A 22,813-nucleotide genomic window follows, 5' to 3' on the forward strand; every position below is an offset into this window, starting at 1 on the left:
CCCTCAAGGGGGGAGATCGGCTATCATGGCGGCCCTCAGCGTACGTCAGCCCCAGGAGAAGAATCCGATGTCCGACCCCGTGCTGCGTGTGTCCATCTTGCGATGCGATGCTTCGAAGTTTGCGCTGTTGCGAGAGATGATGCTGGAGGCCGAGGCAGATCTTCGGCCCGGCATCGAGGCCATGCCAGGGCTGCTCACCTTCTACGCCGGCGCCGACGAGGCGACATTGTCGCTCATCAACACCAGTGTCTGGGATACGCTGGAGCACGCCAGGCAGCTCGATACCTTCCAGCCCATGCTGGATGCAGGAAAGCGATTTGTCGCCGAAGGCGCAATTTTGAGCGGCCGATCATGCACTACACCTCACTGTGGCGTTTTGGGCCGCGCGCATAAGTCTGGTGCCGTGATCACAAACCGGTGAGCGCTGTAACGAAGCGGCAAACGGCAGCGAAGTGGGGGAATGACCGGCGCATCTGAGCGCCGTCCCACACGGAGCCAGCCGATGTCGAGAGCCAGAACATTCGCCGCATTGTCCAGCCTGGGCGCTCTTGCGCTCGCCGCCTCGCTCAGCGCCGCTGCCGCGCAGCCGCTCAGCGTCGTCGAGCTGTTCACCAGCCAGGGCTGCTCCTCCTGCCCGCCGGCCAACGCCAATCTCATCAAGGTCAAGGACCAGCCCGGCGTGCTGGCGCTGTCCTTCAACGTCACCTACTGGGATTATCTCGGCTGGAAGGACACGTTCGGCAAACAGGAGTTCACCCAGCGCCAGGTGTCCTACGAGCCGCCGCTCGGCCATGACGGGCCGTTCACGCCGCAAGTGGTGGTCAACGGCCATGCCGATGTCGTCGGCGCCGCACCCGGCGAGATCGAGCGCCTGATTTCCGCAACGGGCAAGACCGGCGGCCCCTCGCTGTCGCTCGAGGGCGGCAAGGTCGCGATTGGCGCCGGCGCCGCCCCGGGCGGCAAGGCCGATGTCTGGCTGGTGCGCTATGCCAAGGGCGTCGTGCAGGTGCCGGTGGCGCGCGGCGAAAACACCGGCCGCACCTTGCCGCATGCCAATGTCGTGCATGCGCTGGAAAAACTCGGCAGCTGGACCGGCGACGCCACCGCCTATGCGCTGCCCGCCGCGCCCGGTGGCTTCAGCACCGCCGTGCTGGTGCAATCGCCGGGCGGCGGACCGATCCTCGCCGCCGCGACCAACTGATTTTTCTTTCCCTTCGCGCGGGGCCGCATGCAGCGGCAACGCATCACCCGGCCCGCTTCCGCGCGCCAAAACCCAAGGAGACTCTCAATGACCAAGTACCTGACCCTGCCGGCGCTCGCTTTCGCGCTTTCGGCCGCCGTTTTCGTCGCCGGCGCCCGCGCCGACGACACGACCAATGCCATGAAGCCGGCCAACGCGATGGCTACCGACGCCATGAAACCGGCCACGGATGCCATGAAACCGGCGGATGCAATGAAGCCCGCAACGGACGCCATGAAGCCTGCCGACCCGATGGCCACCAATGCGATGAAGCCCGCTGCCGATGCCATGAAGCCTGCCGCTGACGCTATGAAACCGGCCACCGATGCGATGAAGCCGGCGGCGGATGCCACGGCTCCGGCCAACTGACATTGGTCGTGGCCTTCTGTCCCTGGCGGGCTCGCTGTCCAGCCGGGGACAGTTCTTGAAAGGCGCACACGAATGTGAGCCCGTCGCGCAACTCACGGATCGCGCCATCGTAGCTGATCCAATAGACTGATCCCTATGCAAGCCATGAGGAGTGCAACCATGACCGATATCAAGAACCGTTCGACCGGCTTTGTCCGGGGCGCGCTCGCCGCACTTGCCTTGGCCGCCGCCGGCGCCGCCTTCTGGCTGACGCCGGCCGTCTCGGCGGAAGACGCCGTCGTCATCCCGCCGCCGGCGCTGGACGAAAAGGCGGCTGCGGGCAGCGAGACGGCAATCTTCGCCGGCGGCTGCTTCTGGGGCGTGCAGGGCGTGTTCCAGCACGTCAAGGGCGTCAGCAAGGCTGTCTCCGGCTACACCGGGGGCGCCAAGGATGACGCCGTCTACGAAACCGTCGGCACCGGCCGCACCGGCCATGCCGAATCCGTCGAGATCACCTACGATCCCTCGAAAGTCACCTACGGCCAGCTGCTGCAGGTCTATTTCTCGGTCGCCCACAATCCGACGCAGCTGAACTACCAGGGACCGGACTCCGGCACGCAGTACCGCTCGACGATCTTTGCCGAAAACGACGCGCAGAAGAAGATCGCGCAGAATTATATCGACCAGCTCGACAAGGCCAAGCTCTATCCGGCACCGATCGTCACCACGATCGAGACCGGCAAGACCTTCTACCCGGCCGAGAACTACCACCAGGACTTTCTGACGCTGAACCCGACCTATCCCTACATCGTCTACAACGACCTGCCTAAGGTGGCGAACCTGAAGCAGCTGTTCCCGGCGCTGTACAGCGACAAGCCGGTGCTGGTGCTGTCGGCGAGCAATTGAGGTTTGGTTATCTCCCCCCTTGAGGGGGAGATGGCCGGCAGGCCAGAGGGGGTCGGTTCGACCGGGCTCGGCCTCCTGCGACAGAAGGAAGTTGGCGCTTCACGCGCGGCGACCCCCTCTGTCGCCTTCGGCGAAATCTCCCCCTCGGGGGGGAGATTTGCGCCTACATCGCCTTCATCGCATCACACGACACATCAGGGTTCATGTCGGCGAAGGTGCCCGTCGGGTTCTTCTTCCAGGCCCAGACATGCAGCTCATAGAAGGCGCCCAGGCCATAACGGTTGGGGGTGCTGTTGAAGTTGAACAGCTGTCCTTCGAGCGAAGCCGGGCCTTTCGACGTGATGTACTCCACCGCCACCAGCTTCTGCGTGCCGTCCGCCATCGGCTCGTACATCACCGCTTCCGGCTTCGCGAGATCGACGGCATCGTCCTTCAGGTAGGCCGCGTTGACATAGTGAATGCCCATGGCGCCGCCGGTGATGCCGCTGGCGCAAGGGATCGGCGCGTAGCCTTCGGCGGTGGCCGTCGCCACATTCTCGAAACGGCTGTTGGCTGCCCGCACCTTCTCATCCAGCGTGCCGGTGCCATTGGCATTCGCCGCCGTGGCCGCGATCGACAGGATCGACAGGTTGATGAGGTGCTTGGTCCACAGATGGATGTTCATTTTCTCTCCTCGTTGTTGATGCGCGGAAGCAGCCGCTCCCGCTGCGAAGTCGATGGCTGTCAGTGGTACCGGGTGAAATCCCAGTAGTGCGGCAGCTCCTCGAGCTCCGGCAGGCCGATGTCGCGTCTCAGATAATCGTCCTGCGGAGGCAACCGGCGCCGGTTCTTGCGCAATGGTGCGAACAGCAGCGAGGCAAGCCGCCGGAGAATCCGGCCCAGTAACGGGCCTCGTCCGACTGGTCTCGAACCCGCCAACACCGCGCTGGACGCGTTGTCAGGCAAGCGGCCATCGCCGCGAAGGGCAGTTGGATGGTCATTGTCGGGATCAACGATAAAAGTAAGGGTCAAGGACCCGCACCTCCGTGATCTTGTCGACCGGCAGGGCGTTTTTCTGGGCCGTGCTGCGGATCGCCTCGGGCGAGGGCGCATCATAGATGCAGAAGCTCTGCTTCTTGTCGGGCGATACGAAGGATTGCACCCAGGTCACGCCCTTCTCCGCATTGCGCATGATGACACCGCCCAGCGCGTCGGCGCCGGCATCGTTCATCGGCACGCTGAGGCCGTTGGGAAATGTGCGTTCAACCACATAGCGAGGCATATCAAGTTCCCTTTTCCACTGTTTCACGCTCGATTTGAGCGCGGCTGGACATTGATCATGCTCGCCGACGGCGCGCATCGGAGCCTTTCCCTATGTTTTGTGGGAAGATTCCCTATAATGGCGACGTTATGTGTGAGGTAGCACTGGAATGTGTGGAGGGTCACATTTCCGGTCATGGTCCCGGACGCTCGTGGCGGATGTCTGGGGAAACGCCGAAACACAATCCCTGTTGAGCGTATGACGATGCTTCTGGAACGGCAGACACAGCTGGAGCAGTTGGGCGGATTTCTCTCGGAGGCTGCGCGAGGCTGCGGCCATGTCGCGGCGCTGTCTGGCGAGGCGGGCGCCGGCAAATCGGCGCTTGTCGAGGCGTTCGTCGGCTCAGTTGCCGATGGCGCGCGCATCTTCCGCAGCGCCTGCGAGGACCTGTCGATTCCCGATCCGCTCGGGCCGCTCTACGATCTCGCCCGCGAGGCGCAATGGGCGATGCCGCAGGCGGTCGCCGCGCGCCGGGGAGAACGGCTGCCGCTGTTTTCCGATGCGCTCGACGTCTTCGAGACAAGGACCCGGCTGACTCTGCTGGTCATCGAGGACCTGCACTGGGCCGATGACGCGACGCTCGACTTCGTCCGCTTTCTCGGCCGGCGCATCGCCAACACCCACATCCTCCTGCTCCTGACGGCGCGCACCGATCGCAGCGAAGGCCAGATGCGCGTGCGCCGGGCGCTGGGTGAAATCCCGGCCGGCAATGTCGCGCGCATCGACGTGCCGCTGCTCAGCGAAGCGGCGGTGCTGTCGCTTGCCGCCGGCGCCGGCCGCGATGGCGATGCCATCTACCGGGCGACCGCCGGCAACGCCTTTTTCGTCACCGAACTGTTGAGCGCCGAAAACGAAACGGCGCTGCCGGCCAGCGTGCGCGATGCGGTGCTGGCGCGCGCCGAACGCCTGTCGGCCGGCGCCCGCGCGATGCTCGACGCCGTCTCGGTGTTTCCCAGGCGCGCCGACGCCTGGGCCTTGACCGGCCTGTGCGGCGTGGCCAGCGCCGGCCAGCTGGCCGAATGCGTCGCCAATGGACTGCTCGACGACCTCGGCGATGCCTACGCCTTCCGCCACGAGATCGCCCGCCGGGCCATCGAGACGATGCTGACGACCAGCCACAGGCGGGAATTCAACCAGCGCGCGCTGTCGGCGCTGCTCGAAAGGGGCGACATCGCCACCGCTCGGCTGGTCCATCACGCGGTGGAGGCGCACAATCTGGAGACGGTGCGCGAGCTGGCACCGGTCGCCGCCCGCGAGGCCTCCCGCGTCGGCGCCCATCGCGACGCCGTCGGCTACTACGAGGTCGCCCTGCGCCAGGCCGATAATTTGCCGGAAGAAGAGCGTGCCGGGCTTTACGAGCACTATGCCTTCGAGTGCCATCTGATCGGCCGCATCGACGAGGCGATCAAGGCGCAGGAGCAGGCGCGCGCGCTGCATCAGGCCCTGGGCAATGTGCTGAAGGAGGGCGACAGCCTTCGCTGCCTGTCGCGTTTTGCCTATCTGATGGGCGATCGCCAGGCCGCCGACACGTTCGGCGCAGAGGCGGTGGCGCTGCTTGAGTCCGCGCCGGCCGGGCCGGAGCTGGCCATGGCCTATTCCAATCTCTCGCAGCTGGCGATGCTGGCCGAACGGCTCGACGAGACCTTGTCGCTGGGCGCCAGGGCAATCGAGCTCGCCGAAGCGGCGAACCGGCCGGACATCGTCTGCCACGCGCTCAACAATGTCGGCGCCGCCGAGCAGTGGCTGGATCAGGACAGCGGGCGGCTGCACCTTGCCCGCAGCCTCGAAATCGCGCTGGCGCAAAACTTCCAGGAACACGCCGCGCGTGCCTTCACCAACTGCGCCTGCAGCGGCATGAACCAGCTGGAATATTCCGAGGCCCAGTCCTTCCTCGATCGCGGCATCGACTATTGCGTCGAGAATGATCTGGCGACCTGGCGCGATTATATGCGCGGCGTGCGGGCGCAATTGCTGCTGCGCCATGGCCGGTGGGACGAAGCCGGCGCCGAGGCGCTCGAAGTCATCACCGGCACGCATGCCGCCGCCCTCGTGCGCTATCCAGCCCTTGTGGCGCTGTCGCGGCTAAGGGTGCGTCGTGGCGATCCCTCCGCCGAGCCGCTGCTGGCGGAGACGAAGCAATTCCTGGAAAAGGGCGCCGAACTGCAGCGCCTGTTGGCCTACGCGGCCGTGATCGCCGAGCAGGCCTGGCTCGGGGAAGCGGACAAGGACGAGGCACTGCGGCTGATCGGCCTTGCCGAGAGCCTGTCGCCGACGCGGGCGGTCTTCGCCGAACTGGCCGGCTGGCGGCAAATGCTGGCGCCCGATATCGATCCTGGCGACACGACAGGCATGGCCGCGCCCTACCGGATGCTGCTGGCTGGTGACTGGCAGGGGGCTGCGGACGCGTGGGCGGATCTGAACGCGCCTTACGAACGCGCGCTGGCGCTCACCCAGGGCGACGAGGCCGCGCAGCGTGCGGCGCTGGACATCCTCGAGGCGCTCGGCGCCCGGCCGGTCGCAAGCCACGTGCGCGACATCATGCGGCAAAACGGCGTCATCCACATCGCCCGGGGACCGCGCCGCACCACGCGCGCCAACAGCGCCGGCCTCACCCAGCGCCAGATGGAGGTGTTGCAGCTGATCGAGCGCGGCCTGTCCAACAAGCGCATCGCCGAGCATCTCGCCATTTCACCCAAGACGGTCGATCACCACGTCTCGGCGGTGCTGGGCAAGCTCGACGCCGTCTCGCGCGGCGAGGCCTCCGCCGCCGCGCGCGCGAGCGGACTGATCTGAAGACGGTTGCGGCGGCTCAGTCGTAGGTCAGGTCCGTCGCCTTCCCGCCGAACACCCGATAGGCATAGAAGGAATAGAAGATGATGATCGGCAGCACGACCACGGTGCCGGCCAGGATGATGGCCAGGCTTTCGGTCGCCGACGCCGCCTGCCAGATGGTCAATTTGTCGGGCACCACGAACGGGTAGAACGACCAGGCAAGACCGGCAAAGCCGAGCACGAAGATGGCGGCCAGCGTCAGGAACGGCATCAACGCATGGCGGTCGTCGGGCTTCGGCAGATGGAAAGTCTGCCGCCACAGCCACAGGAACAGCAGCGCCGACAGGATCGGCAGCGGCGAGAGATAGAGCATTTCCGGCCAGACGAACCATTTGTCGAAGATGCGCGGGCTGGCGAAGGGGGTCGCCAGCGACACCGCCGCCATGCCGAGCGCGGTCAGCACCAGCGCGGTGCGCAGCCAGCGCACCGCCTTCTTCTGCAACTCGCCCTCGGTCTTGTAGATCACCCAGGCCGCACCCATCGCCGCGTAGGCCGCGGCCAGGCAGAACGCCACCAGCACGCCGAACGCCATGCCGCCGAAGCCGACATCGAGGCCGAGCACATAGACGCCCAGCATATAGCCCTGCGCCAGCGAGGCGATGACGGAACCCAGGAAGAAAATGCGGTTCCAGCGATGCTTTTTGCCGCTCGGCACCTTGGCGCGGAAATCGAAAGCGACGCCGCGCAGGATCAGGCCGACCAACAGCACGAAGACCGGAATGTAGAGCGCGGTGAGGATGACGCCATGCGCCATCGGAAAGGCGACCAACAGCAGGCCGACGGCCAGCACCAGCCAGGTCTCGTTGGCATCCCAGAACGGACCGATCGCCGCGATCATCGTATCCTGCTCGCTGTCCTCGGCCGCGGCGAACAGGATGCCGATGCCGAGGTCGAAACCGTCGAGGATGACGTAGATCAGGATGGCGAGGCCCATCAGGCCGGCGAAGATGAGGGGGAGAGCGGTAGGCCAGTCGAAGGTCATTGAGACATCATCCCTATCATTGCGGCCTCTGCCCTTCGCTATGGCTCCGGGCGTTCGTCATTCGAAAAGCCAAATCGTTGGCTTTTCGCCCGCTGCGCGGACCATTCCTCACTCGCCTGCAGCCGGCTGCGACAACGCCGCCTTCATCACCCCTGGCAGCGGTGAGGTGTCGCCATCCTTGGCTGCCTTCAGTGCCAGATGCACCAGCACGCCGAGATAGGCGATCAGCAGCAGCAGGTAGAGGATGAGATAGACGGCAAGCGTCAGCGCGACATGACTGCCCGCCACCGGGCCGACGGCGTCGGCGGTTTTCAGCACGCCGGTGACCAGCCAGGGCTGGCGGCCGATCTCGGTCGTGTACCAGCCGGCCAGCGTCGCCAGCCAGCCCGACAGCGCCATCGGCACCATCAGCATGGCGAGCGGCTTCGGCAGGCTGTGCCGGCGCTTAAGGAAGAAGGCGGCCGACCACGAGACGGCGAGCATCAAAAAGCCCGGTGCCGACCATGATGCGGAAACTCCAGAACAGCGGAAAGACCGGCGGATGGTTGCCGGGATAGGCATCCAAGCCGGGCACCACGCCGCTGGTCGAGTGCCGCAGCACCAGGCTGGCGCCGTCGGGAATGGCGATCTCGAATTTGTTCTCCTTGGCGGCCTCGTCGGGCAGCGCGAACAGCACCAGTGGCACGTTGGGGCCGGTGGTCCAGTTGGCTTCCATGGCGGCGATCTTCTGCGGCTGGTGTTCCAGCGTGTTCAACCCGTGCTGGTCGCCGGCAAGGATCTGGATCGGGATCAGGATCGCGGCCGTGAAGACGCCGGTGCGCAGCGCTTTCCACATCGATTCCGAGCGGTCGCCGTTGAGATAGCGCAGCGCCGACAGGCCGGCGATGAGGAACGACACCGTCAGGCCCGAAGCGAGCAGCATGTGGACGAGGCGGTAGGGCATGGACGGGTTGAAGACGATGGCCCACCAGTCAACGGCATGCGCCTTGCCGTCAATCATCTCGAAGCCGGCCGGCGTCTGCATCCAGGAATTCAGCGCGATGATCCAGAAGGCGGACAGCGTGGTGCCGCCGGCGACCAGCACCGTCGCCAGCGTATGGACGCGGTTGGACACACGGCGGAAGCCGAACAGCATGATGCCGAGGAAGGCCGCCTCGAGGAAGAAGGCGGTGAGGATCTCGTAGGCCAGCAGCGGCCCGGCAATGTTGCCGACCTTTTCCATATAGCCCGGCCAGTTGGTGCCGAACTGGAAGCTCATGGTGACGCCGGAGACCACGCCCATGGCGAAGGACAGCGCGAACACCTTCACCCAGGTGAAATAGGCCCGCATCCATGCGGAATCGTTGGTCGCGTTGTAGCGCAGCTTGAAGAACAGCAGCACCCAGCCAAGTGCAATGGTGATCGTCGGAAACAGAATATGAAACGAAATATTCGCGCCGAACTGGATGCGCGACAGTATGAGCGGGTCCATGGCGGGCTCCGGCTGCTGAAAGTACTGGCGAAGAGTAGGCCCGAAGCGGGTTCAGGTCAAAGCGGCGTCCTGCCGCGAGGCTTAACGCCACAGGACAATTTTACCGGTTCACGCGGCACATCTCCAGCCGTTCCCTGCTGTGGCTGTCCAGAACTGTCAGCAGCGCCATTGACTTCCGGTTGCGCGCACCGACATTCGGCCTATATCAGGGGACCTCTTTCAGGCAGCCGTTTTCAGCCCATGCCCTCCATCCTGTCCATTTCCGGGGTCTCCAAGACCTACGCCACCGGCTTCACCGCGCTCAAGGAAGTCAATCTCGACATCCAGCGCGGCGAGATCTTTGCTTTGCTCGGGCCGAACGGCGCCGGCAAGACGACGCTGATCTCGATCGTCTGCGGCATCGTCAACCGCTCGACCGGCACCGTCACCGTCGACGGTCACGACATCTCCAGGGACTACCGCGCCGCGCGCAGCCTGATCGGCCTGGTGCCGCAGGAGCTGACCATCGACGCTTTCGAGAGCGTCTGGGCGACCGTCAACTACAGTCGCGGCCTGTTCGGCAAGCCGGCTAATCATGGCTTCGTCGAGAAGGCGCTGCGCGACCTCTCGCTGTGGGACAAGAAGGACGCCAAGGCGATCACGCTGTCGGGCGGCATGAAGCGCAGGCTGATGATCGCCAAGGCGCTGTCGCACGAGCCGCGCATCCTGTTCCTCGACGAGCCGACCGCCGGCGTCGACGTCGAGCTGCGCCAGGACATGTGGGAGATGGTGCGACGGTTGCGCGAGGATGGCGTCACCATCATCCTCACCACCCACTATATCGAGGAGGCCGAGGCGATGGCCGACCGCGTCGGCGTCATCAACCGCGGCGAAATCATCCTGGTCGAGAACAAGGCCGAGCTGATGCACAAGCTCGGCCGCAAGCGGCTGGTGCTGGAACTGCGCACTCCGCTGACGGCCATCCCGGAGGCCTTTTCGCACTATGCGCTGGAGCTGTCGCCGGATGGCGGGCAGCTGACCTACACCTATGACAACCAGGCCGAGCGGCCGGGCGTCGCCTCGCTGATCCGCGACCTCGAGGCATCAGGCATCCAGTTCCGCGACATCGACACGCAAAACAGCTCGCTCGAGGAGATCTTCGTCAACCTGGTGAGGAAAGACGCATGAACCTGCGCGCAGTCTGGGCGATCTACCGGATGGAAATGGCACGTGCCTTCCGCACCGTGCTGCAGAGCATCGTCTCGCCGGTCATTTCGACATCGTTGTATTTCGTCGTCTTCGGCTCGGCCATCGGCTCGCGCATCACCGAGATCGACGGCATCAGCTACGGCGCCTTCATCGTGCCGGGGCTGATCATGCTGTCGCTGCTGACGCAGTCGATCTCCAACGCTTCCTTCGCCATCTATTTCCCGAAATTCGTCGGCTCGATCTACGAGCTTTTGTCGGCGCCGGTGTCCTATCTGGAGATCGTCATCGCCTATGTCGGCGGTGCGGCGACCAAGTCGATCATCCTCGGCCTGATCATCCTCGCCACCGCCTCGCTGTTCGTGCCGCTCACCATCCTGCATCCGTTCTGGATGGTCGCCTTCCTGGTGTTGACGGCGGTGACCTTCAGCCTGTTCGGCTTCATCATCGGCATCTGGGCGAAGAGTTTCGAGCAGTTGCAGCTGGTGCCGCTGCTGATCATCACGCCGCTGACTTTCCTCGGCGGCAGCTTCTATTCGATCAACATGCTGCCCGGCATCTGGCGCACCGTGACGCTGTTCAATCCGGTCGTCTATCTGATCAGCGGCTTCCGCTGGAGCTTTTATGGCAAGTCCGACGTCTCGGTCGGCATCAGCCTTGGCATGACCGTCGTCTTCCTGGCGGTCTGCATCGCGATCGTCGCCTGGATTTTCAAGACCGGCTACCGGCTGCGGAACTGACGCGGCTGGTCTTTGGCGATAGCGTGCATGGCAGCTTGGTGCATGCATTGTCTTATGGTGCGCTGGTCGACCCCCACTCCGTCTCGGCTTCGCCGAGCCACCTCTCCCCCGATCGACGGGGTAGAGGAAAGGCGCCAAGCTTCTTTTGCCATCAACGCTCGTCCAGCAAAGCTCCCTTCCTTTCCCTCCGGAGGGGGAAGGTGGCGCTGCGAAGCAGCGACGGATTGGGGGAACCACGTGGCAATCAAGCCTCGGGCCGATCAGTTACGCAAATCACAGAAAATGTTTGCATAGCGTAGACGGGAGTGAGGGCGAGGAACCCAAGTCCTGTAGAGTTCAAATTGCCTTGACCAGTCGCAGCAGCCCCAGCATCTCGATATAGGTCCCCTTGCGGAAGGCGATGTAGACGGGCTCTTCCACGCCGTGGAAACGGCGCTTGAACGCCGCCTGGCCCTGCAGGTTGAACCGGCGGCGGTTGACCCAGGGCGAATCGTAGGCGCGCTGGAAAGCGTTGCGCCAGAACTCGCTTTCGGCAAATCCGCTTGGGCCCACGTCGACAAGCGGCGACAGGCCAAGCGTCACCACCGACATGCCCTCTTCGCGAAACCGGTCGACGGCGAATTTGGTCAGGCCGATCTCGGCATGCGGTGAGGCGTCGATATGCTTGCGCTTGAAGGCCGTGGTGTAGCCGATCACCTTGCCGTCGCGGAACAGCGGATCGAAATCAAGCAGGGCAATCAGCTCGCCATCGGGTCCATGCAGGACGAAGCGGCGCATGTCGGAGCCGAGCTGATCGTAGAACGGGCGGTTGAGAAAACCCATCTCCCAGCGCTTGACGATGCGGTCGCCGCGCCAGTTTTCGGAAAGCCGGGCGATCTCGTCGAGGAAGACCGTCCGCTTGTCTTCTTCGAAGGAGAAGCCCTTCTTCAGCAGCCAGCGCTCGGAATAGCGCACGGTCTCGTTGCGCTTGCCGGAAAAATCATGCGCGGGCAGGACAAGGCTTGTGTCGATACCCAGCCGGTTGACCTTGTAGCCGAGTCCGGCCAGCACGCGCGCGGTGTCTTCGCCGATCTGCACGAACCACGGGTCACCGGCGGTCTCGACGAAGCGCCTGATGTAGTCGGGCCGCCGGGCCGGCGCCGCCACCGGGTCGCCGAGCGCGAAATGATGTTTCATCTTGGTGCCGAAGGCGATGTAGCCGTCGGCGTCACCGAAATAGGACAGCTTGTGCTGTACGGCACTGGAATAGGCGAGCGAGAAGTCGCCATGGCGGCGGACAATCGCCAGGCGTTCGACATGCGTCAGCGCCTGGCGCTCGACCTTGGGCGAGGCGCCCTCGAGGATTTTGTCGAAATAGATCCGCAAGGAGGCCATGGTCGAGATTCCGCGTGCGGTCTGTGGCGCGACGTGCCTTTCGACACGCTGGACGCGCCACGGCGTCTTGATTTTTCGCGGGAAGCCGAAATCGCTGCGGTTTCGAATTCCTGCGTCGGTAACGAGATCCGCCAGCCCCCCGGAACTCGAATCAATCACATTGCCGCGACCTGATTATCGCCGATGCCGCCGATATGCCATATAGGGCTGCATGGTTTCGGGCAGAAGCGGATAATCCGCTCCACGTCGTTGTTTTGGCCGCATTTCCGCGATGAGAGTTGTTTGCACCTGGCGGCGGAATGCTCCGGAGCGCAAGCGGCTCGGCGCAGGCCTCGGCAATCGGCACCGATCTGCTGTATGGGTTTGCGCGCGATCAAACGGTTACAGCGTCCTGCGACCTTGTCGGGATGCTGGGGTGGTGGATGGGTTTTAAGAGTGAATGGCTGATACGACGACCGGACCGATGATGGAGCAGGTGGTGGCAGTCGAGCCGGCGATCGTCATTGGCGCCGGCGCCGCCGGACTGGCTGTCGCGCAGGCTTTGATCAAGGCCGGCGTGCCGGTGGCAATCCTGGAAAAGGAGAGCCGGCTGGCAGAGCCCTGGCATCGGCGGCACCAGCAGCTGCATCTCAACACCCATCGCGATCTCTCGGCGCTGCCCGGCCTTTCCTATCCCGGGGATACGCCAGCCTTTCCACCCAAGAGCGTCGTTATCCGCCATATGAACGATTTCCGCGAGGCGAACCGGCTGCCGGTGGAGTTTGGCGTCGCCGTCGAGACCATCGTGTTCCGGGGCGACCACTGGGCCGTGCGCACCAGCACCGGCTCGCGCCTGGCGCGCCATGTCGTCGTCGCCACCGGCCGCGACAAGGAGCCCTTCACGCCGCAGTGGAAGGGCATAGAGGCCTTCGCCGGCCGGATCATCCATTCGGCGGATTTTGGCGACGCCAAGTCCTATGCCGGCAAGAAGGTGCTGGTCGTCGGCGCGGGCAATTCGGGTTTCGACGCCCTCAATCATCTCGCCGGCGTGGACACGGCTTCTCTCTGGCTGTCGGCCCGCAATGGCCCAGCCCTCCTGCCCAAGCGGATCGGCAAGATCGCCGTGCACCGGCTTTCGCCGCTCATGGCGCGCTTGCCGTTGCGCGTCGCCGATGCGGCGATCGCCGCGACGCAGCGCCTGGTTTTCGGCGATCTGACCAAATTCGGCATGCCGCCCGCGCCGTCGGGCGGCGCCAGCCGCCTGACCTCCGACTACACCGCGATCGCCGCGGATGACGGCGCCGTCGACGCCATCAAATCGGGCAAGATCGTCGTGGTGCCGGCGATACGCGAGTTCACCCGCGACGGCGTGATCCTGGCCAATGGCAGCTTGATCGATCCCGATATCGTCATTGCCGCAACAGGCTACCGCACCGGTCTGGAGCGCATGGTCGGTAATCTCGGCGTGCTCGACAGCAAGGGCGTCCCGCTCTTCAATGGCGGCGAAGCCGATCCGAAACTGCCCGGCCTGTGGTTCACCGGCATGCGGCCGAGCATCCGCGGCTGCTTCGCCAATGCCGCCATCTTGGGCAATGCGATCGCCAGGCGGATCGCCGGCTCTTCTCGGCCCTCGGGCGTGTCACGCTGATTTGATCGCAGAGGCGGACGCCAAGCATACGGCGGCTTTTGACAATTTGCATGCCATGTTATATAACATGTTACAATTTATCGCGGAATGATGATGGAAGACGTTATCCGGTCTCTTGGTTATCTCTGCTTGGGCAGCCGGCTGAAGCGCATTGGCGAGCAATTGCAGGCCGATGCACAACAGCTGCTCGATGGCCTGGAGGTTCCGCTTCAATCGAGCCAGTACCCCCTGCTGGCCGCACTCGACAGGCTGGGACCGCTGGCCGTCGGCGAGCTGGCGCAATCGCTCGGGCTGACACAGCCGGGCGTGACAAGAAGCGTGTCGCTTCTGGCCGAGCTGGGGCTGGTCGAAACCATTCAGTCGCAAGATGACCAGCGGCGGCGGATGGTCTCGCTGACCGGCAAGGGCCAGCGCCTGGTCGATGTCGCGAAACGGGATGTGTGGCCACGCATCGAGAACGCCGTCGCGGATCTGTGCCGGGATCTTTCCGGGCCGCTTCTCGATCAACTCGCTGCCATCGAGGATGGGCTGGCCACAGCCCCGCTCGATCGTCGTGTCAAAAAGGGCGCCGTGCAATGAAACATGTTCTCGACCGACCCGTCTGGAGCGCGCTTGAGACGCGGCATCAGGCCTTCGCGCAAGGCGGCAAGCTTGCCAGGCGCTATTCCCCGTCCATCGCCCTGTTTGCCGCCACCGCTGCCGACGACGCCGCAAGCCTGCAGGCGCTCGGCGAACTCGTTGGCCCTGATGAGAGCGTCATCATGGCGCAAGCCGACACCATTGTTCTTCCGTCGGGCCTCGCGGCGATCTCGACCGCCGACGCTGTGCAGATGGTCGCCGGCGCGCCATTGCAGACCGTTTCGGACGAGCGCGTCCAGCCCCTGACACGTAACGACACGGCCGAAATGCTGGCCCTGGCATCGCTCACCAAGCCCGGCCCGTTCACATCAGGGGCCTTGAGCCTCGGCGCCTTCTGGGGCGTGAAGGTCGAGGGCAGGTTGGTGGCGATGGCCGGCGAGCGCATGAAGCAGCCGGGCTATACCGAACTCAGCGGCGTCTGCTCGCACCCCGATTTTCGTGGCGCTGGCCTTGGCCGGCTGTTGTCCGTGTTCGTGGCCAATCAGATTTTCGTACGCGGCGAAATCCCGTACCTGCACGCCTTTGCCACAAACACCGGCGCGATAAGGCTTTACGAGTCCATCGGCTTCAGCTTGAGGAGCACGATAAATGTGGCGGTGGTTCAGCGCGCCGGATAGTTGGCGAGGTGCAAAAAGCAAGCAGTTGGTACATTCTGCCGGGGAAGCGGAGGTACTCCTCTATGGCTGCGGGCCGGTGGATAAGCAAAAAATGGCATTCCGCGCGGGATCGCCATCGAGCCTATCTGGATTTCGTTAGCCGGCATCCCATCTCGCTTGTGCCACTTGCAGCACTCTATGTCGGTCTGGTCGCGTTCTTGCTGGTTTGTTGCGTCGTCGTGGTCTCCAGCCTTGTCGACTTCCTGTGGCGCGGTCTTGAGCCTGACGCAAAGCTCAACATCGTACTTCCCTTCACCGTGATTTTCCTCTGGGGCCCGCTCACACTTATCGTCGCGGCCCACTACCTCTACGTCACATTCGTCAGCTTCCTGTCGGCGTCGCAACTCAGAAGTTTTGCGCGGCCGGTCTTCCAGGTGCTGCAGCTCGTTGCGACCACGATGATCTTCTTCGCGGCGGTTCACTACTACATCGCCCTGTTAACCGACGGCGTCGCCTATGATGGGCTCCTGCGCCCGATGCCGGAGGGCGGCTGGTCGCCCTGGGTCAACTGGTTCGACAAGCTTATCTTCGTGCCGTCCGCGGCAACAATTGTCGACTGTATCTACTTCAGCGCGGTCACAATGGCGACCGTCGGCTACGGTGACATCAAACCACTGACGATGACGGCGAAGATCGCGACCATTGCCGAAATCCTGTTTTCCTTCGGGCTGATCGTCGTGGTGCTGGGATGGGTGATCGGCCACGCTAAGGGCGCCGGTCCGGTTGCGCCCACCATCGTGCCGCCCACCGACAGCCAAACGTCCGCGGAATGAAGCGTTATCTCACGCCGATTTCGGCTCCAGCCGGCGGAAACCGACGGCGTCCGTCAGCATCGCCTCGTCGACCATGCCGGCATTGTGGAGCGCAAGCAGGGTCAGGGCGATTTCGCGCGCTTGCGGCGAATCGGGGTGGGCTTCGCGCTTGAGGCAGGCTTCGTCAAAGACGCGCTGCAGCCTGGCGATTTCGGCGGGCTTGAGCAGGCCACGATCATAGACGGACTTCGACATGGCGGTCTCCTGAAGGAGGAGTTAGGGCGCCACCTGTAAATTGCCAATCTTTCCCGGAGCTTGAATAGGTTTCATGCCGAAGGAGGGGCATTCGGGAACCGAACCCCCTCCCAAGGCTGCAAACCGGCGCCCGAGATCAAACCGCGATCTTGCCGCCGCCTTGCCTGGTGATGGCGACGACCGACGGCCGCACCGGCATGTCGGGCTTGAAATCGGGCCAGCGCGTCGACGGATCCTCATAGTAGGACGGGCGGCCAAAACCGTCCCAATCCTCGCCGCCATCGCCCGGATGCTGGACGGCGACGAAGGCGGTCTGATCATCCGGTGCAAACAGCGGGCCGCACATTTCGGCGCCGATCGGCACGCGGAAGAACAGCTTCGAGGTCGCCCGTGCAGCCCCCTCCGTGTCGACCGCCCACAGGCCGTCGGTGCGGCCGGTGGCCTTTGGGCCCTGGCCGTCGGTGGCGACCCACAGGCGCCCGGCCGAATCGACCGCGCAATTGTCGGGCATGCCGAACCAGCCATTGGCCGTCGTCGCCGTCGAGAAGGTGGCGCCGACATCGGCAACCGAGGGATCGCCGCATTTCAACAGCACTTCCCATTTGCCCTTGGTGGCGGTGAAATCGCCGTCGGTCTCGGTGATCTCGATGATGTGGCCGAAGGCATTTTCGGCGCGCGGGTTGGCGGCATCGACCTGGTCGGCCTTGCGCTTCGAATTGTTGGTCAGCATGACATAAACCTTGCCGTTGACCCCATTGGGCTGGATGTCCTCGGGCCGGTCCATCTTGGTGGCGCCGAGCAGATCGGCGGCGCGCCGCGTCTCGATCAGCACGTCGGCCTGGCCAGCGAAGCCGTTTTCCGCCGTCAGCGGCCCCTGGCCGAAGACGATCGGCAGCCAGTCGACCGTGCCGTCCTCGGCGAATTTGGCGACATGCAGCGTGCCGTCGTCGAGCAGGTCCTTGTTGGCGGCATGGTCGTTGGCGTTGAAGGCGCCCTTGGTGACGAATTTGTAGACATAGTCGAAGCGTTCGTCGTCGCCGAGATAGAAGACGACGCGGCCGTCCTTGGCGACGATCGATTCGGCGCCTTCATGCTTGAAGCGCCCCATGGCGGTGCGCTTCCTCGGCGTCGAGGTCGGATCGTTGACGTCGACCTCGACGATCCAGCCGAAGCGATTGGGTTCGTTCGGCTCCTTGGCGAGGTTGAAGCGGTCGTAATGCGCGCCCCATTCATAGGCGCCTTCCGGAATGCCGAGCCGCTTGTAGTTGGCGGCTTCCTTGTGGCCCTCGGGCAGTTCGCCGGAGAAATAGCCGTGGATGTTCTCCTCGGCCATCACATAGGTGCCCCAGGGTGTGACGCCGCCGGCGCAATTGTTGAAAGTGCCGAACACCTTGGTGCCGGACGGATCGGCATTGGTCTTGACGCGGTCATGGCCGGCGACCGGACCGGAGAGCGCCATTTCGGTGGTGGAGGTGATGCGGCGGTTGAGCTTGCCGTCACGCACCACTTGCCACTTGCCGCCCTGCTTGCGGATCTCGACGATGGTGCCGCCATGCGCCGCCATCTCGACATCGACCTGCTCCTTCGAGAGCGGGGCGACCTCGGCCTTCTTCTTCCCGTCCTTCTCGACGATCGAAACGATGCCGGGGAACATCAGATGCGGGTTGGTGTATTCGTGGTTGACCACCAGCAGCCCGTGCTCGGCCGAGCCGTCGATCGCGATATAGCCGACATAGTCATTGTTGTAGCCGAACTGTTTCGCCTGGGCCTGCGCCGACTGCTTCGTCGGGTCGAACTCCGGTGAATCGGCAAACAGCGGATCGCCCCAGCGCAACAGCACGTCGGCGTCATAGCCCGGCGCGACGTGGTGCTTGTCGTCGATGCCGGCCTGGAGCTCGTCGAATTTGAAGGCGGAGCCTTCCGCGGCGCGGGCATCGTCGGCGGCGATCATGGCCAGCGGGCTGACGGTGGCGGCGATCGCCGAGACGGCGAGTGATCCCTTCAGGAAACCCCGGCGCGAGAACCGCGCGGCGATGATATCGCCCATGGTGCGGTTGTCGGTGGGGTTGATGGCCGGTCCTTCGTTTTCCTCGAGCAGGCTGGTGCGGAATCGGGCGTCGGGGGAGCGATGTTCGGTCATGAGGGCCTCTGGCTTGGAGTGGCTGGAGCTTGTTGCCTGTTCGACCCCTTACGTCAGGCCGATCACATTTTCGTGACATCATACAAGCACCAATGCCCGAGGCGAGGCGACCCGTCACGCACGACATCAGACTTTGGTCCAACCTTGCGCTTGCAAAGGTCCTGGAGGACAACCGCAACGGTCGCAGGTCGCTTCCGGTCACTACATCTTTCGGGGATGTTGTTGGGTGCACTGCAACTTTGGGGGTGGGCACCGGCTCAATCGATGGAGATCAGGATGCACGGATCGATCACGGCCCGTTGTCGCCGGCTTGCGCTCGTCTCGTCGGCTGCTCTGGCGCTGACCATTATTCCCTATCGAATTGCCCTGCACGGCTCCGCCCCTGCAATCGATGCCGCATACGCACAGGCTGCCAAAGGCGGTGGCAATGGCGGTGGCAATGGCGGCGGCAACGGCGGTGGCAATGGCGGCGGCAACAGTGGTGGCAATGGCGGCGGCAACAGCGGTGGCAATGGCGGCGGCGGCAACAACGGCAACGGGAATGGAAACGGCGGCAATTCCGGAACGGATGACGGTGGCGGCGATACGGGATCCGGCAAGGGCCAGAACGACCAAGGCGCCAGCCATGTCAACGCAACGACCGGCGACAAGGTCGAGGTAGACGGCAACAAGATCACGGTCACGCATCCCGACGGCATAACCGAAAAGATCGAGAACGGCCGTTTCAGGATGAAGGATGCGCTGGGGCGCACGATCATCGACCGCCGGGCCACGCCGGCCGATGTCAGCCGTCTGAAGGCCTTGTGAGGCTGGTCAACAGGCAACGACCAGCTTCACAAGTCACCTCCGCCGCCCCCGGCGGAGGTGACTTGTTTTTTGTCCGGCCCTCGCGCGGTTCCGCGACGGCCTGACCCATTATTTTGACGCAATTCCCAAGAAAGCGCTATGCGCTTTCTTGGGAAAGCCGCTTCACACTTTTCCTGGAATTGCTCTAGCCTGGAATTGCCCTAGGGGCGGTTCCTGTCCCGGTCGCGCAACTCGCGCATCATCAGAGCCGCTTCAGTGCGGTTTCGCACATGGAGTTTCGACAGCACCCCGGTCATGTGGTGCTTGACCGTCTTCTCCTGCAGCTCCAGGCGCAAGGCAACCTCCTTGTTGCTGAGCCCTTCCGCCACCAGCCGCAGGATTTCCGTCTGTCGTTCGGTCAGGTGCCGCAACCGGTCCGCCACACCGTCGGCGGGTTGCGGCGATTGGAGATCGGAAAGCAGCCGCGCCGACAGCGTCGGCGTCAGATAGCTCTCGCCGGCCGCCACGTTGCGCAGGATGTCGGCCAGCGCGCGCGACCCGACACCCTTGAGGATATAGCCTTGCACCCCTGCGTTCAGGGCCTTGGTTACATCGGCATTGGCCTCCGAAACGGTCAGCATGACGATCTTCTGTGCGGGATGGTCGGCAAGGATGCTTGCAACCGCGGCCAGGCCGCCGCCCGGCATGGAGATGTCGAGCAGCAATATGTCGGGCTGCACCGTCGAGGCGATGCGTTCGGCATCCTGCGCCGTCGCACCTTCGCCGACGATCTCGAAACCTCCGATCTCCGACAGGCTGCGCGACACGCCTTCGCGAAACAGCGGATGATCGTCGACAACGGCAATGCGAATGGCCCCAATCATGCTTGCTCCTCAATCGAAAGACTGATCACCAATCGCGTGCCGTGCGCTCCGGTCAAGGTCTGGAACTGGCCGCCAATGCTTTCGACCCGCTCCCTGAGGCCGGCGAGCCCCAGCCCCTCGACCCGCGCCGGGTCGAAGCCCGGCCCGCCATCCGACACTTCGACAAAAAGCCTGCCGCTCTTCATCCCGGCACGCACCGCCTGGTCCTTGGCCCGCCCGTGGCGATAGGCATTGTTCAGCCCTTCCTGCACGAAACGATAGATGCTGATCTTCTCGGAGGCGCCGGGTTCGGGCAAATGCCTGGGCAGTGTGAGCGCCACCGACGTTCCCGTCCGGCGCTCATGTTCGTTGACGGCCAGCCGCAATATGTCCATCGTGGCGGCCGTCTCTATCTGCGGCAGCACGAGGCCGGTGCAGATACCGCGTATTTCGCGCATCGCATCCTCCAGCGTCTTGCGGATCATCGCAACCTCGGTCGAGCGGCTTTCGCCCCAATGGCCGTCGCCGGAAAAGACCGGGCTGTCCATCCGCAGCGCCGCCAGGGCCACGAGTTGCGCCGGTCCGTCATGCAGGTCGGCGCCGATCCGGCGCAGATATCGTTCATTGAGTGCGGTGGCGCGGCGGGACGCCCGCTGCACACGCTGCCGCAAGGCGCTGTTTTGCGTCACCAGGCCCTGCAACTCCGACACCTGGCGGCGTAGCGCCCCGCGCTGATCGTCAATGGTGCGGCTGGCGCGCAGCACGATGCTCGACAAGAGCAGAAACGCCGCCAAGGTGGTGCCGGCCACGACCAGCCAGCTCGACAGCAGCGCGGAAGCCAGCGTGGCCTTGAAATCGCTGGCGATCTCGTAGAATTCGGTGACGGCCACCACCTCGCCGGACCAGGGCGCGCGCACGGGATTGTAGATCTCCAGCAACGGCACGCCTATGGCCTGCTCCTTGCCTTCGTCTTCGTCGAACGTATCGAATTGGGCGGTGACGTTGCCCTGGAAGGCGGACCGCAGATTGTCGGTCATATCGAAGCGGCGGCCGATCAAGGCCGCGTCCTTCGCATAGAGCACGGTGCCGTCCCGGCGCCAGAGCCTGAACGAGATCAGCCGCTTGCCGAGCGCGCCCTGGCCGAGCGTCTCGTCAAGCGCCTGTCTGACGGAGTCGCTGAGCTCCTCGCTTTTGCGCAGGTCGGGCAGCAGCGGCGCGATCACGCTGTCGACATAAAGCGCTGTCGTGGCGGCCGAATTGCGGGTGACGCCATACCGGATCTGCGTCGTCACCCAGGAGCCCACCACGAGCATGACGGCCAGAAGGCCAAAGCCGCCGGCAACGAGGAATTGCAGAGCAAGAGAAAGCTCGCTCCAGCGCCGCGCCAAGTTCCGTAGAATACCAATCATGAGCCCCTGACCGCCCCCTCCATCGACAGACGGGCGACATCGGTACATTGAGCCTCAGTCTTGCCGTTGCCAAGGCCTTCGTTAGAACGAGGTCGCTTGACGTCTCGGCGTGCTTCGGAAACAAGGTCCGCGGCACATGCGGCGTAGCCGCTTTCAAGGGGACGGACGTTGAGTTTTTCGGGATTGCTGCAGCTTGGCTTTTCGACGGTGATCTTCCTTTTGGCGGCGACAGCCGCCAAGCAATGGGGAATGGCGCCGAGCCTGGGCAAGATCCTTTTGACGCTCGCGCTCTATTCGCTGGGCAATCTGATCATGCTGCGGCTGATCCGCGAATTCGGCATGTCGGTGTCGTTCAGCCTCTCAGCGGTCATCCAGCTGGTCTCGGTCAACGTCGTGGCGCTGGTGTTTTTCGGCGAGCGCGTCAACGCGCTGCAGGCCAGCGGCATCGTGCTGGCGATCGCCGCCGTGGCGCTGATCACGCTCGGGCCCTATCTGCAGGGACGTTAACCGAGATGAACACCGCGACACCGGCCCGATGAAAGACACCGCAAATACCTTGCTCAACCGCATCGAATTCCCTGTCCTGCTGGCCGGCCTGGTCCTCGCCGGCGGGCTGTGGGGTTTCGAGGAACTGATGGAGGTGGCGCGCGCCACCGCCCCGCACGCCTTCGACACGGAGATCCTGCTTGCCTTCCGTCAGGTCGGTCAACCAGGAATCCCGATTGGTCCGCCATGGCTGGAAGGCGCGATGCGCGACATCACCAGCCTCGGCAGCGCCAGCGTGCTGGTGCTGATCACGGCGGCGACGATCATCTATCTCATGTTGATCCGCAGGCCCGGGACCGCGCTTCTCATCTTCGTGGCGGTGGCCGGCGGCCAGGTTCTGTCGAGCCTGCTGAAGGTCGGCGTCGACCGGCCGCGCCCGAGCTCGTTTCGCATCTGGTCAGCGAGACGTCGCTTTCCTTCCCGAGCGGCCACGCCATGCTGTCGGCGGTGACCTATCTCACGCTCGGTTCGCTGGCGGCGCGCTTCGTGCATGGCCGGGCGACGAAGATCTACGTCTTGTCGCTCGCCGTGCTGACGACGGTGCTGGTCGGCGTCAGCCGCATCTATCTCGGCGTCCACTGGCCGTCCGATGTGCTGGCCGGCTGGTGCGCGGGCTTCGCCTGGGCGATGCTGTGCTGGTTGGTGGCGCGGCTTCTGCAGCGGCGCAAGGTGGTGAGCGACGATGCCTGATGGTGCCTGACCGCGCTCCTCGGGCTTGCGCTCAGATCAATCTGTTGATGAGGTGTCCGCCACAGCCTGCCA

At 64.2% G+C, this 22,813-nt stretch carries 22 protein-coding genes and 2 pseudogenes; 14 read left to right on the forward strand and 10 right to left on the reverse strand.

Going from position 1 to position 22,813, the window contains the following annotated elements; translation table 11 throughout:
* Nucleotides 1-25: 25 nt before the first annotated feature.
* The 4 genes from HB778_RS14430 to msrA all read left to right on the forward strand — a co-directional run bounded on the left by HB778_RS14430 (nucleotide 26) and on the right by msrA (nucleotide 2,494).
* Nucleotides 26-421 carry a hypothetical protein gene (locus tag HB778_RS14430; RefSeq protein WP_244661912.1) on the forward strand — a complete coding sequence of 132 codons (396 nt, stop codon included), beginning with the start codon at nucleotides 26-28 and terminating at the stop codon, nucleotides 419-421.
* A gap of 81 nt (nucleotides 422-502) precedes the next feature.
* The gene (locus HB778_RS14435; protein WP_183464473.1) at nucleotides 503-1,201 is read left to right on the forward strand and encodes a DUF1223 domain-containing protein; all 699 of its coding nucleotides are present in this window, start codon (nucleotides 503-505) and stop codon (nucleotides 1,199-1,201) included.
* 87 nt (nucleotides 1,202-1,288) lie between these two features.
* Entirely contained in the window at nucleotides 1,289-1,609 is a 321-nt protein-coding gene (locus tag HB778_RS14440) for a hypothetical protein (protein WP_183464474.1), read from the forward strand.
* A 159-nt stretch (nucleotides 1,610-1,768) separates the two neighbouring features.
* Nucleotides 1,769-2,494 carry a peptide-methionine (S)-S-oxide reductase MsrA gene (gene msrA / locus HB778_RS14445; RefSeq protein WP_183464475.1) on the forward strand — a complete coding sequence of 242 codons (726 nt, stop codon included), beginning with the start codon at nucleotides 1,769-1,771 and terminating at the stop codon, nucleotides 2,492-2,494.
* Between the two features lie 163 nt (nucleotides 2,495-2,657).
* Here the strand turns inward: msrA and HB778_RS14450 are convergent, their stop codons facing one another.
* Genes HB778_RS14450 through HB778_RS14460 form a run of 3 tightly spaced genes read right to left on the reverse strand, consistent with a single transcriptional unit; the run spans nucleotide 2,658 to nucleotide 3,833 of the window.
* Complete coding sequence (locus HB778_RS14450; protein ID WP_183464476.1) at nucleotides 2,658-3,158, reverse strand: hypothetical protein; 501 nt, start codon at nucleotides 3,156-3,158, stop codon at nucleotides 2,658-2,660.
* Nucleotides 3,159-3,217: 59 nt separating this feature from the next.
* Nucleotides 3,218-3,505 (reverse strand): hypothetical protein, encoded by a 288-nt coding sequence (locus HB778_RS14455; protein WP_183464477.1) that lies wholly within the window; start codon nucleotides 3,503-3,505, stop codon nucleotides 3,218-3,220.
* Nucleotides 3,483-3,833 (reverse strand): DUF4242 domain-containing protein, encoded by a 351-nt coding sequence (locus HB778_RS14460; protein WP_244661913.1) that lies wholly within the window; start codon nucleotides 3,831-3,833, stop codon nucleotides 3,483-3,485. Before HB778_RS14460 ends, HB778_RS14455 begins: the two co-directional genes overlap by 23 nt.
* A 165-nt stretch (nucleotides 3,834-3,998) precedes the next feature.
* Between HB778_RS14460 and HB778_RS14465 the strand changes: the two genes are divergently transcribed.
* Nucleotides 3,999-6,587, forward strand: a complete 2,589-nt coding sequence (locus tag HB778_RS14465) for an ATP-binding protein (protein WP_183465087.1) — start codon at nucleotides 3,999-4,001, stop codon at nucleotides 6,585-6,587.
* Nucleotides 6,588-6,603: 16 nt separating this feature from the next.
* Here the strand turns inward: HB778_RS14465 and HB778_RS14470 are convergent, their stop codons facing one another.
* Nucleotides 6,604-7,608 carry a cytochrome d ubiquinol oxidase subunit II gene (locus tag HB778_RS14470; RefSeq protein WP_183464478.1) on the reverse strand — a complete coding sequence of 335 codons (1,005 nt, stop codon included), beginning with the start codon at nucleotides 7,606-7,608 and terminating at the stop codon, nucleotides 6,604-6,606.
* Nucleotides 7,609-7,716: 108 nt separating this feature from the next.
* Nucleotides 7,717-9,079 (reverse strand): annotated as a pseudogene (locus HB778_RS14475) (cytochrome ubiquinol oxidase subunit I).
* A 240-nt stretch (nucleotides 9,080-9,319) separates the two neighbouring features.
* Here HB778_RS14475 and HB778_RS14480 point away from each other — a divergent pair.
* Together HB778_RS14480 and HB778_RS14485 are read left to right on the forward strand one after the other, a co-directional pair.
* On the forward strand, nucleotides 9,320-10,246 hold the full coding sequence (locus tag HB778_RS14480; RefSeq protein ID WP_183464479.1) for an ABC transporter ATP-binding protein: 927 nt from the start codon (nucleotides 9,320-9,322) through the stop codon (nucleotides 10,244-10,246).
* On the forward strand, nucleotides 10,243-11,004 hold the full coding sequence (locus HB778_RS14485; RefSeq protein ID WP_183464480.1) for an ABC transporter permease: 762 nt from the start codon (nucleotides 10,243-10,245) through the stop codon (nucleotides 11,002-11,004). Before HB778_RS14480 ends, HB778_RS14485 begins: the two co-directional genes overlap by 4 nt.
* A 336-nt stretch (nucleotides 11,005-11,340) precedes the next feature.
* Here HB778_RS14485 and HB778_RS14490 read toward each other — a convergent pair whose 3' ends face one another.
* The gene (locus HB778_RS14490; protein WP_183464481.1) at nucleotides 11,341-12,378 is read right to left on the reverse strand and encodes a phosphatidylglycerol lysyltransferase domain-containing protein; all 1,038 of its coding nucleotides are present in this window, start codon (nucleotides 12,376-12,378) and stop codon (nucleotides 11,341-11,343) included.
* Between the two features lie 439 nt (nucleotides 12,379-12,817).
* Between HB778_RS14490 and HB778_RS14495 the strand changes: the two genes are divergently transcribed.
* The 4 genes from HB778_RS14495 to HB778_RS14510 all read left to right on the forward strand — a co-directional run bounded on the left by HB778_RS14495 (nucleotide 12,818) and on the right by HB778_RS14510 (nucleotide 16,073).
* Nucleotides 12,818-14,005: a flavin-containing monooxygenase gene (locus HB778_RS14495; protein ID WP_183464482.1), complete on the forward strand. Its 1,188-nt coding sequence runs from the start codon at nucleotides 12,818-12,820 to the stop codon at nucleotides 14,003-14,005.
* Nucleotides 14,006-14,095: 90 nt separating this feature from the next.
* A complete protein-coding gene (locus tag HB778_RS14500; RefSeq protein WP_183464483.1) occupies nucleotides 14,096-14,584 on the forward strand; it encodes a MarR family winged helix-turn-helix transcriptional regulator in 489 nt (162 codons plus the stop codon).
* Nucleotides 14,581-15,261: a GNAT family N-acetyltransferase gene (locus HB778_RS14505; protein WP_183464484.1), complete on the forward strand. Its 681-nt coding sequence runs from the start codon at nucleotides 14,581-14,583 to the stop codon at nucleotides 15,259-15,261. The genes HB778_RS14500 and HB778_RS14505 overlap by 4 nt, the downstream gene beginning before the upstream one ends.
* Nucleotides 15,262-15,323: 62 nt before the next feature.
* A complete protein-coding gene (locus HB778_RS14510) occupies nucleotides 15,324-16,073 on the forward strand; it encodes a potassium channel family protein (protein ID WP_183464485.1) in 750 nt (249 codons plus the stop codon).
* Nucleotides 16,074-16,082: 9 nt separating this feature from the next.
* On the opposite strand, the gene HB778_RS14515 is transcribed toward HB778_RS14510, so the two are convergent.
* The gene (locus HB778_RS14515; RefSeq protein WP_183464486.1) at nucleotides 16,083-16,307 is read right to left on the reverse strand and encodes a hypothetical protein; all 225 of its coding nucleotides are present in this window, start codon (nucleotides 16,305-16,307) and stop codon (nucleotides 16,083-16,085) included.
* Nucleotides 16,308-16,443: 136 nt separating this feature from the next.
* Nucleotides 16,444-18,447: a PhoX family protein gene (locus tag HB778_RS14520; protein ID WP_183464487.1), complete on the reverse strand. Its 2,004-nt coding sequence runs from the start codon at nucleotides 18,445-18,447 to the stop codon at nucleotides 16,444-16,446.
* Between the two features lie 276 nt (nucleotides 18,448-18,723).
* On the opposite strand from HB778_RS14520, the gene HB778_RS14525 reads away from it, so the two are divergent.
* Nucleotides 18,724-19,254 (forward strand): hypothetical protein, encoded by a 531-nt coding sequence (locus tag HB778_RS14525; protein ID WP_183464488.1) that lies wholly within the window; start codon nucleotides 18,724-18,726, stop codon nucleotides 19,252-19,254.
* Between the two features lie 200 nt (nucleotides 19,255-19,454).
* Here the strand turns inward: HB778_RS14525 and HB778_RS14530 are convergent, their stop codons facing one another.
* Together HB778_RS14530 and HB778_RS14535 are read right to left on the reverse strand one after the other, a co-directional pair.
* Entirely contained in the window at nucleotides 19,455-20,117 is a 663-nt protein-coding gene (locus HB778_RS14530) for a response regulator (RefSeq protein ID WP_183464489.1), read from the reverse strand.
* Nucleotides 20,114-21,505, reverse strand: a complete 1,392-nt coding sequence (locus HB778_RS14535) for a sensor histidine kinase (protein ID WP_183464490.1) — start codon at nucleotides 21,503-21,505, stop codon at nucleotides 20,114-20,116. The genes HB778_RS14530 and HB778_RS14535 overlap by 4 nt, the downstream gene beginning before the upstream one ends.
* Before the next feature lie 168 nt (nucleotides 21,506-21,673).
* Between HB778_RS14535 and HB778_RS14540 the strand changes: the two genes are divergently transcribed.
* Together HB778_RS14540 and HB778_RS14545 are read left to right on the forward strand one after the other, a co-directional pair.
* The gene (locus HB778_RS14540) at nucleotides 21,674-22,012 is read left to right on the forward strand and encodes a hypothetical protein (protein ID WP_183464491.1); all 339 of its coding nucleotides are present in this window, start codon (nucleotides 21,674-21,676) and stop codon (nucleotides 22,010-22,012) included.
* Nucleotides 22,013-22,040: 28 nt separating this feature from the next.
* Nucleotides 22,041-22,741 (forward strand): annotated as a pseudogene (locus HB778_RS14545) (phosphatase PAP2 family protein).
* The last annotated feature ends 72 nt before the right edge of the window (nucleotides 22,742-22,813 follow it).

The sequence above is a fragment of the Mesorhizobium huakuii genome, from assembly GCF_014189455.1.
In the GTDB taxonomy this organism is placed as follows: domain Bacteria; phylum Pseudomonadota; class Alphaproteobacteria; order Rhizobiales; family Rhizobiaceae; genus Mesorhizobium; species Mesorhizobium huakuii_A.

What these genes read in the sequence shown, in the direction of transcription:
- HB778_RS14430 (WP_244661912.1), top strand. Translation starts at nt 26, where the DNA reads ATGGCGGCCCTCAGCGTACGTCAGCCCCAGGAGAAGAATCCGATGTCC.
- HB778_RS14435 (WP_183464473.1), top strand. Translation starts at nt 503, where the DNA reads ATGTCGAGAGCCAGAACATTCGCCGCATTGTCCAGCCTGGGCGCTCTT.
- HB778_RS14440 (WP_183464474.1), top strand. Translation starts at nt 1,289, where the DNA reads ATGACCAAGTACCTGACCCTGCCGGCGCTCGCTTTCGCGCTTTCGGCC.
- msrA (WP_183464475.1), top strand. Translation starts at nt 1,769, where the DNA reads ATGACCGATATCAAGAACCGTTCGACCGGCTTTGTCCGGGGCGCGCTC.
- HB778_RS14450 (WP_183464476.1), bottom strand. Translation starts at nt 3,158, where the DNA reads ATGAACATCCATCTGTGGACCAAGCACCTCATCAACCTGTCGATCCTG.
- HB778_RS14460 (WP_244661913.1), bottom strand. Translation starts at nt 3,833, where the DNA reads ATGCGCGCCGTCGGCGAGCATGATCAATGTCCAGCCGCGCTCAAATCG.
- HB778_RS14465 (WP_183465087.1), top strand. Translation starts at nt 3,999, where the DNA reads ATGCTTCTGGAACGGCAGACACAGCTGGAGCAGTTGGGCGGATTTCTC.
- HB778_RS14470 (WP_183464478.1), bottom strand. Translation starts at nt 7,608, where the DNA reads ATGACCTTCGACTGGCCTACCGCTCTCCCCCTCATCTTCGCCGGCCTG.
- HB778_RS14480 (WP_183464479.1), top strand. Translation starts at nt 9,320, where the DNA reads ATGCCCTCCATCCTGTCCATTTCCGGGGTCTCCAAGACCTACGCCACC.
- HB778_RS14485 (WP_183464480.1), top strand. Translation starts at nt 10,243, where the DNA reads ATGAACCTGCGCGCAGTCTGGGCGATCTACCGGATGGAAATGGCACGT.
- HB778_RS14490 (WP_183464481.1), bottom strand. Translation starts at nt 12,378, where the DNA reads ATGGCCTCCTTGCGGATCTATTTCGACAAAATCCTCGAGGGCGCCTCG.
- HB778_RS14495 (WP_183464482.1), top strand. Translation starts at nt 12,818, where the DNA reads ATGGCTGATACGACGACCGGACCGATGATGGAGCAGGTGGTGGCAGTC.
- HB778_RS14500 (WP_183464483.1), top strand. Translation starts at nt 14,096, where the DNA reads ATGATGGAAGACGTTATCCGGTCTCTTGGTTATCTCTGCTTGGGCAGC.
- HB778_RS14505 (WP_183464484.1), top strand. Translation starts at nt 14,581, where the DNA reads ATGAAACATGTTCTCGACCGACCCGTCTGGAGCGCGCTTGAGACGCGG.
- HB778_RS14510 (WP_183464485.1), top strand. Translation starts at nt 15,324, where the DNA reads ATGGCTGCGGGCCGGTGGATAAGCAAAAAATGGCATTCCGCGCGGGAT.
- HB778_RS14515 (WP_183464486.1), bottom strand. Translation starts at nt 16,307, where the DNA reads ATGTCGAAGTCCGTCTATGATCGTGGCCTGCTCAAGCCCGCCGAAATC.
- HB778_RS14520 (WP_183464487.1), bottom strand. Translation starts at nt 18,447, where the DNA reads ATGACCGAACATCGCTCCCCCGACGCCCGATTCCGCACCAGCCTGCTC.
- HB778_RS14525 (WP_183464488.1), top strand. Translation starts at nt 18,724, where the DNA reads ATGCACGGATCGATCACGGCCCGTTGTCGCCGGCTTGCGCTCGTCTCG.
- HB778_RS14530 (WP_183464489.1), bottom strand. Translation starts at nt 20,117, where the DNA reads ATGATTGGGGCCATTCGCATTGCCGTTGTCGACGATCATCCGCTGTTT.
- HB778_RS14535 (WP_183464490.1), bottom strand. Translation starts at nt 21,505, where the DNA reads ATGATTGGTATTCTACGGAACTTGGCGCGGCGCTGGAGCGAGCTTTCT.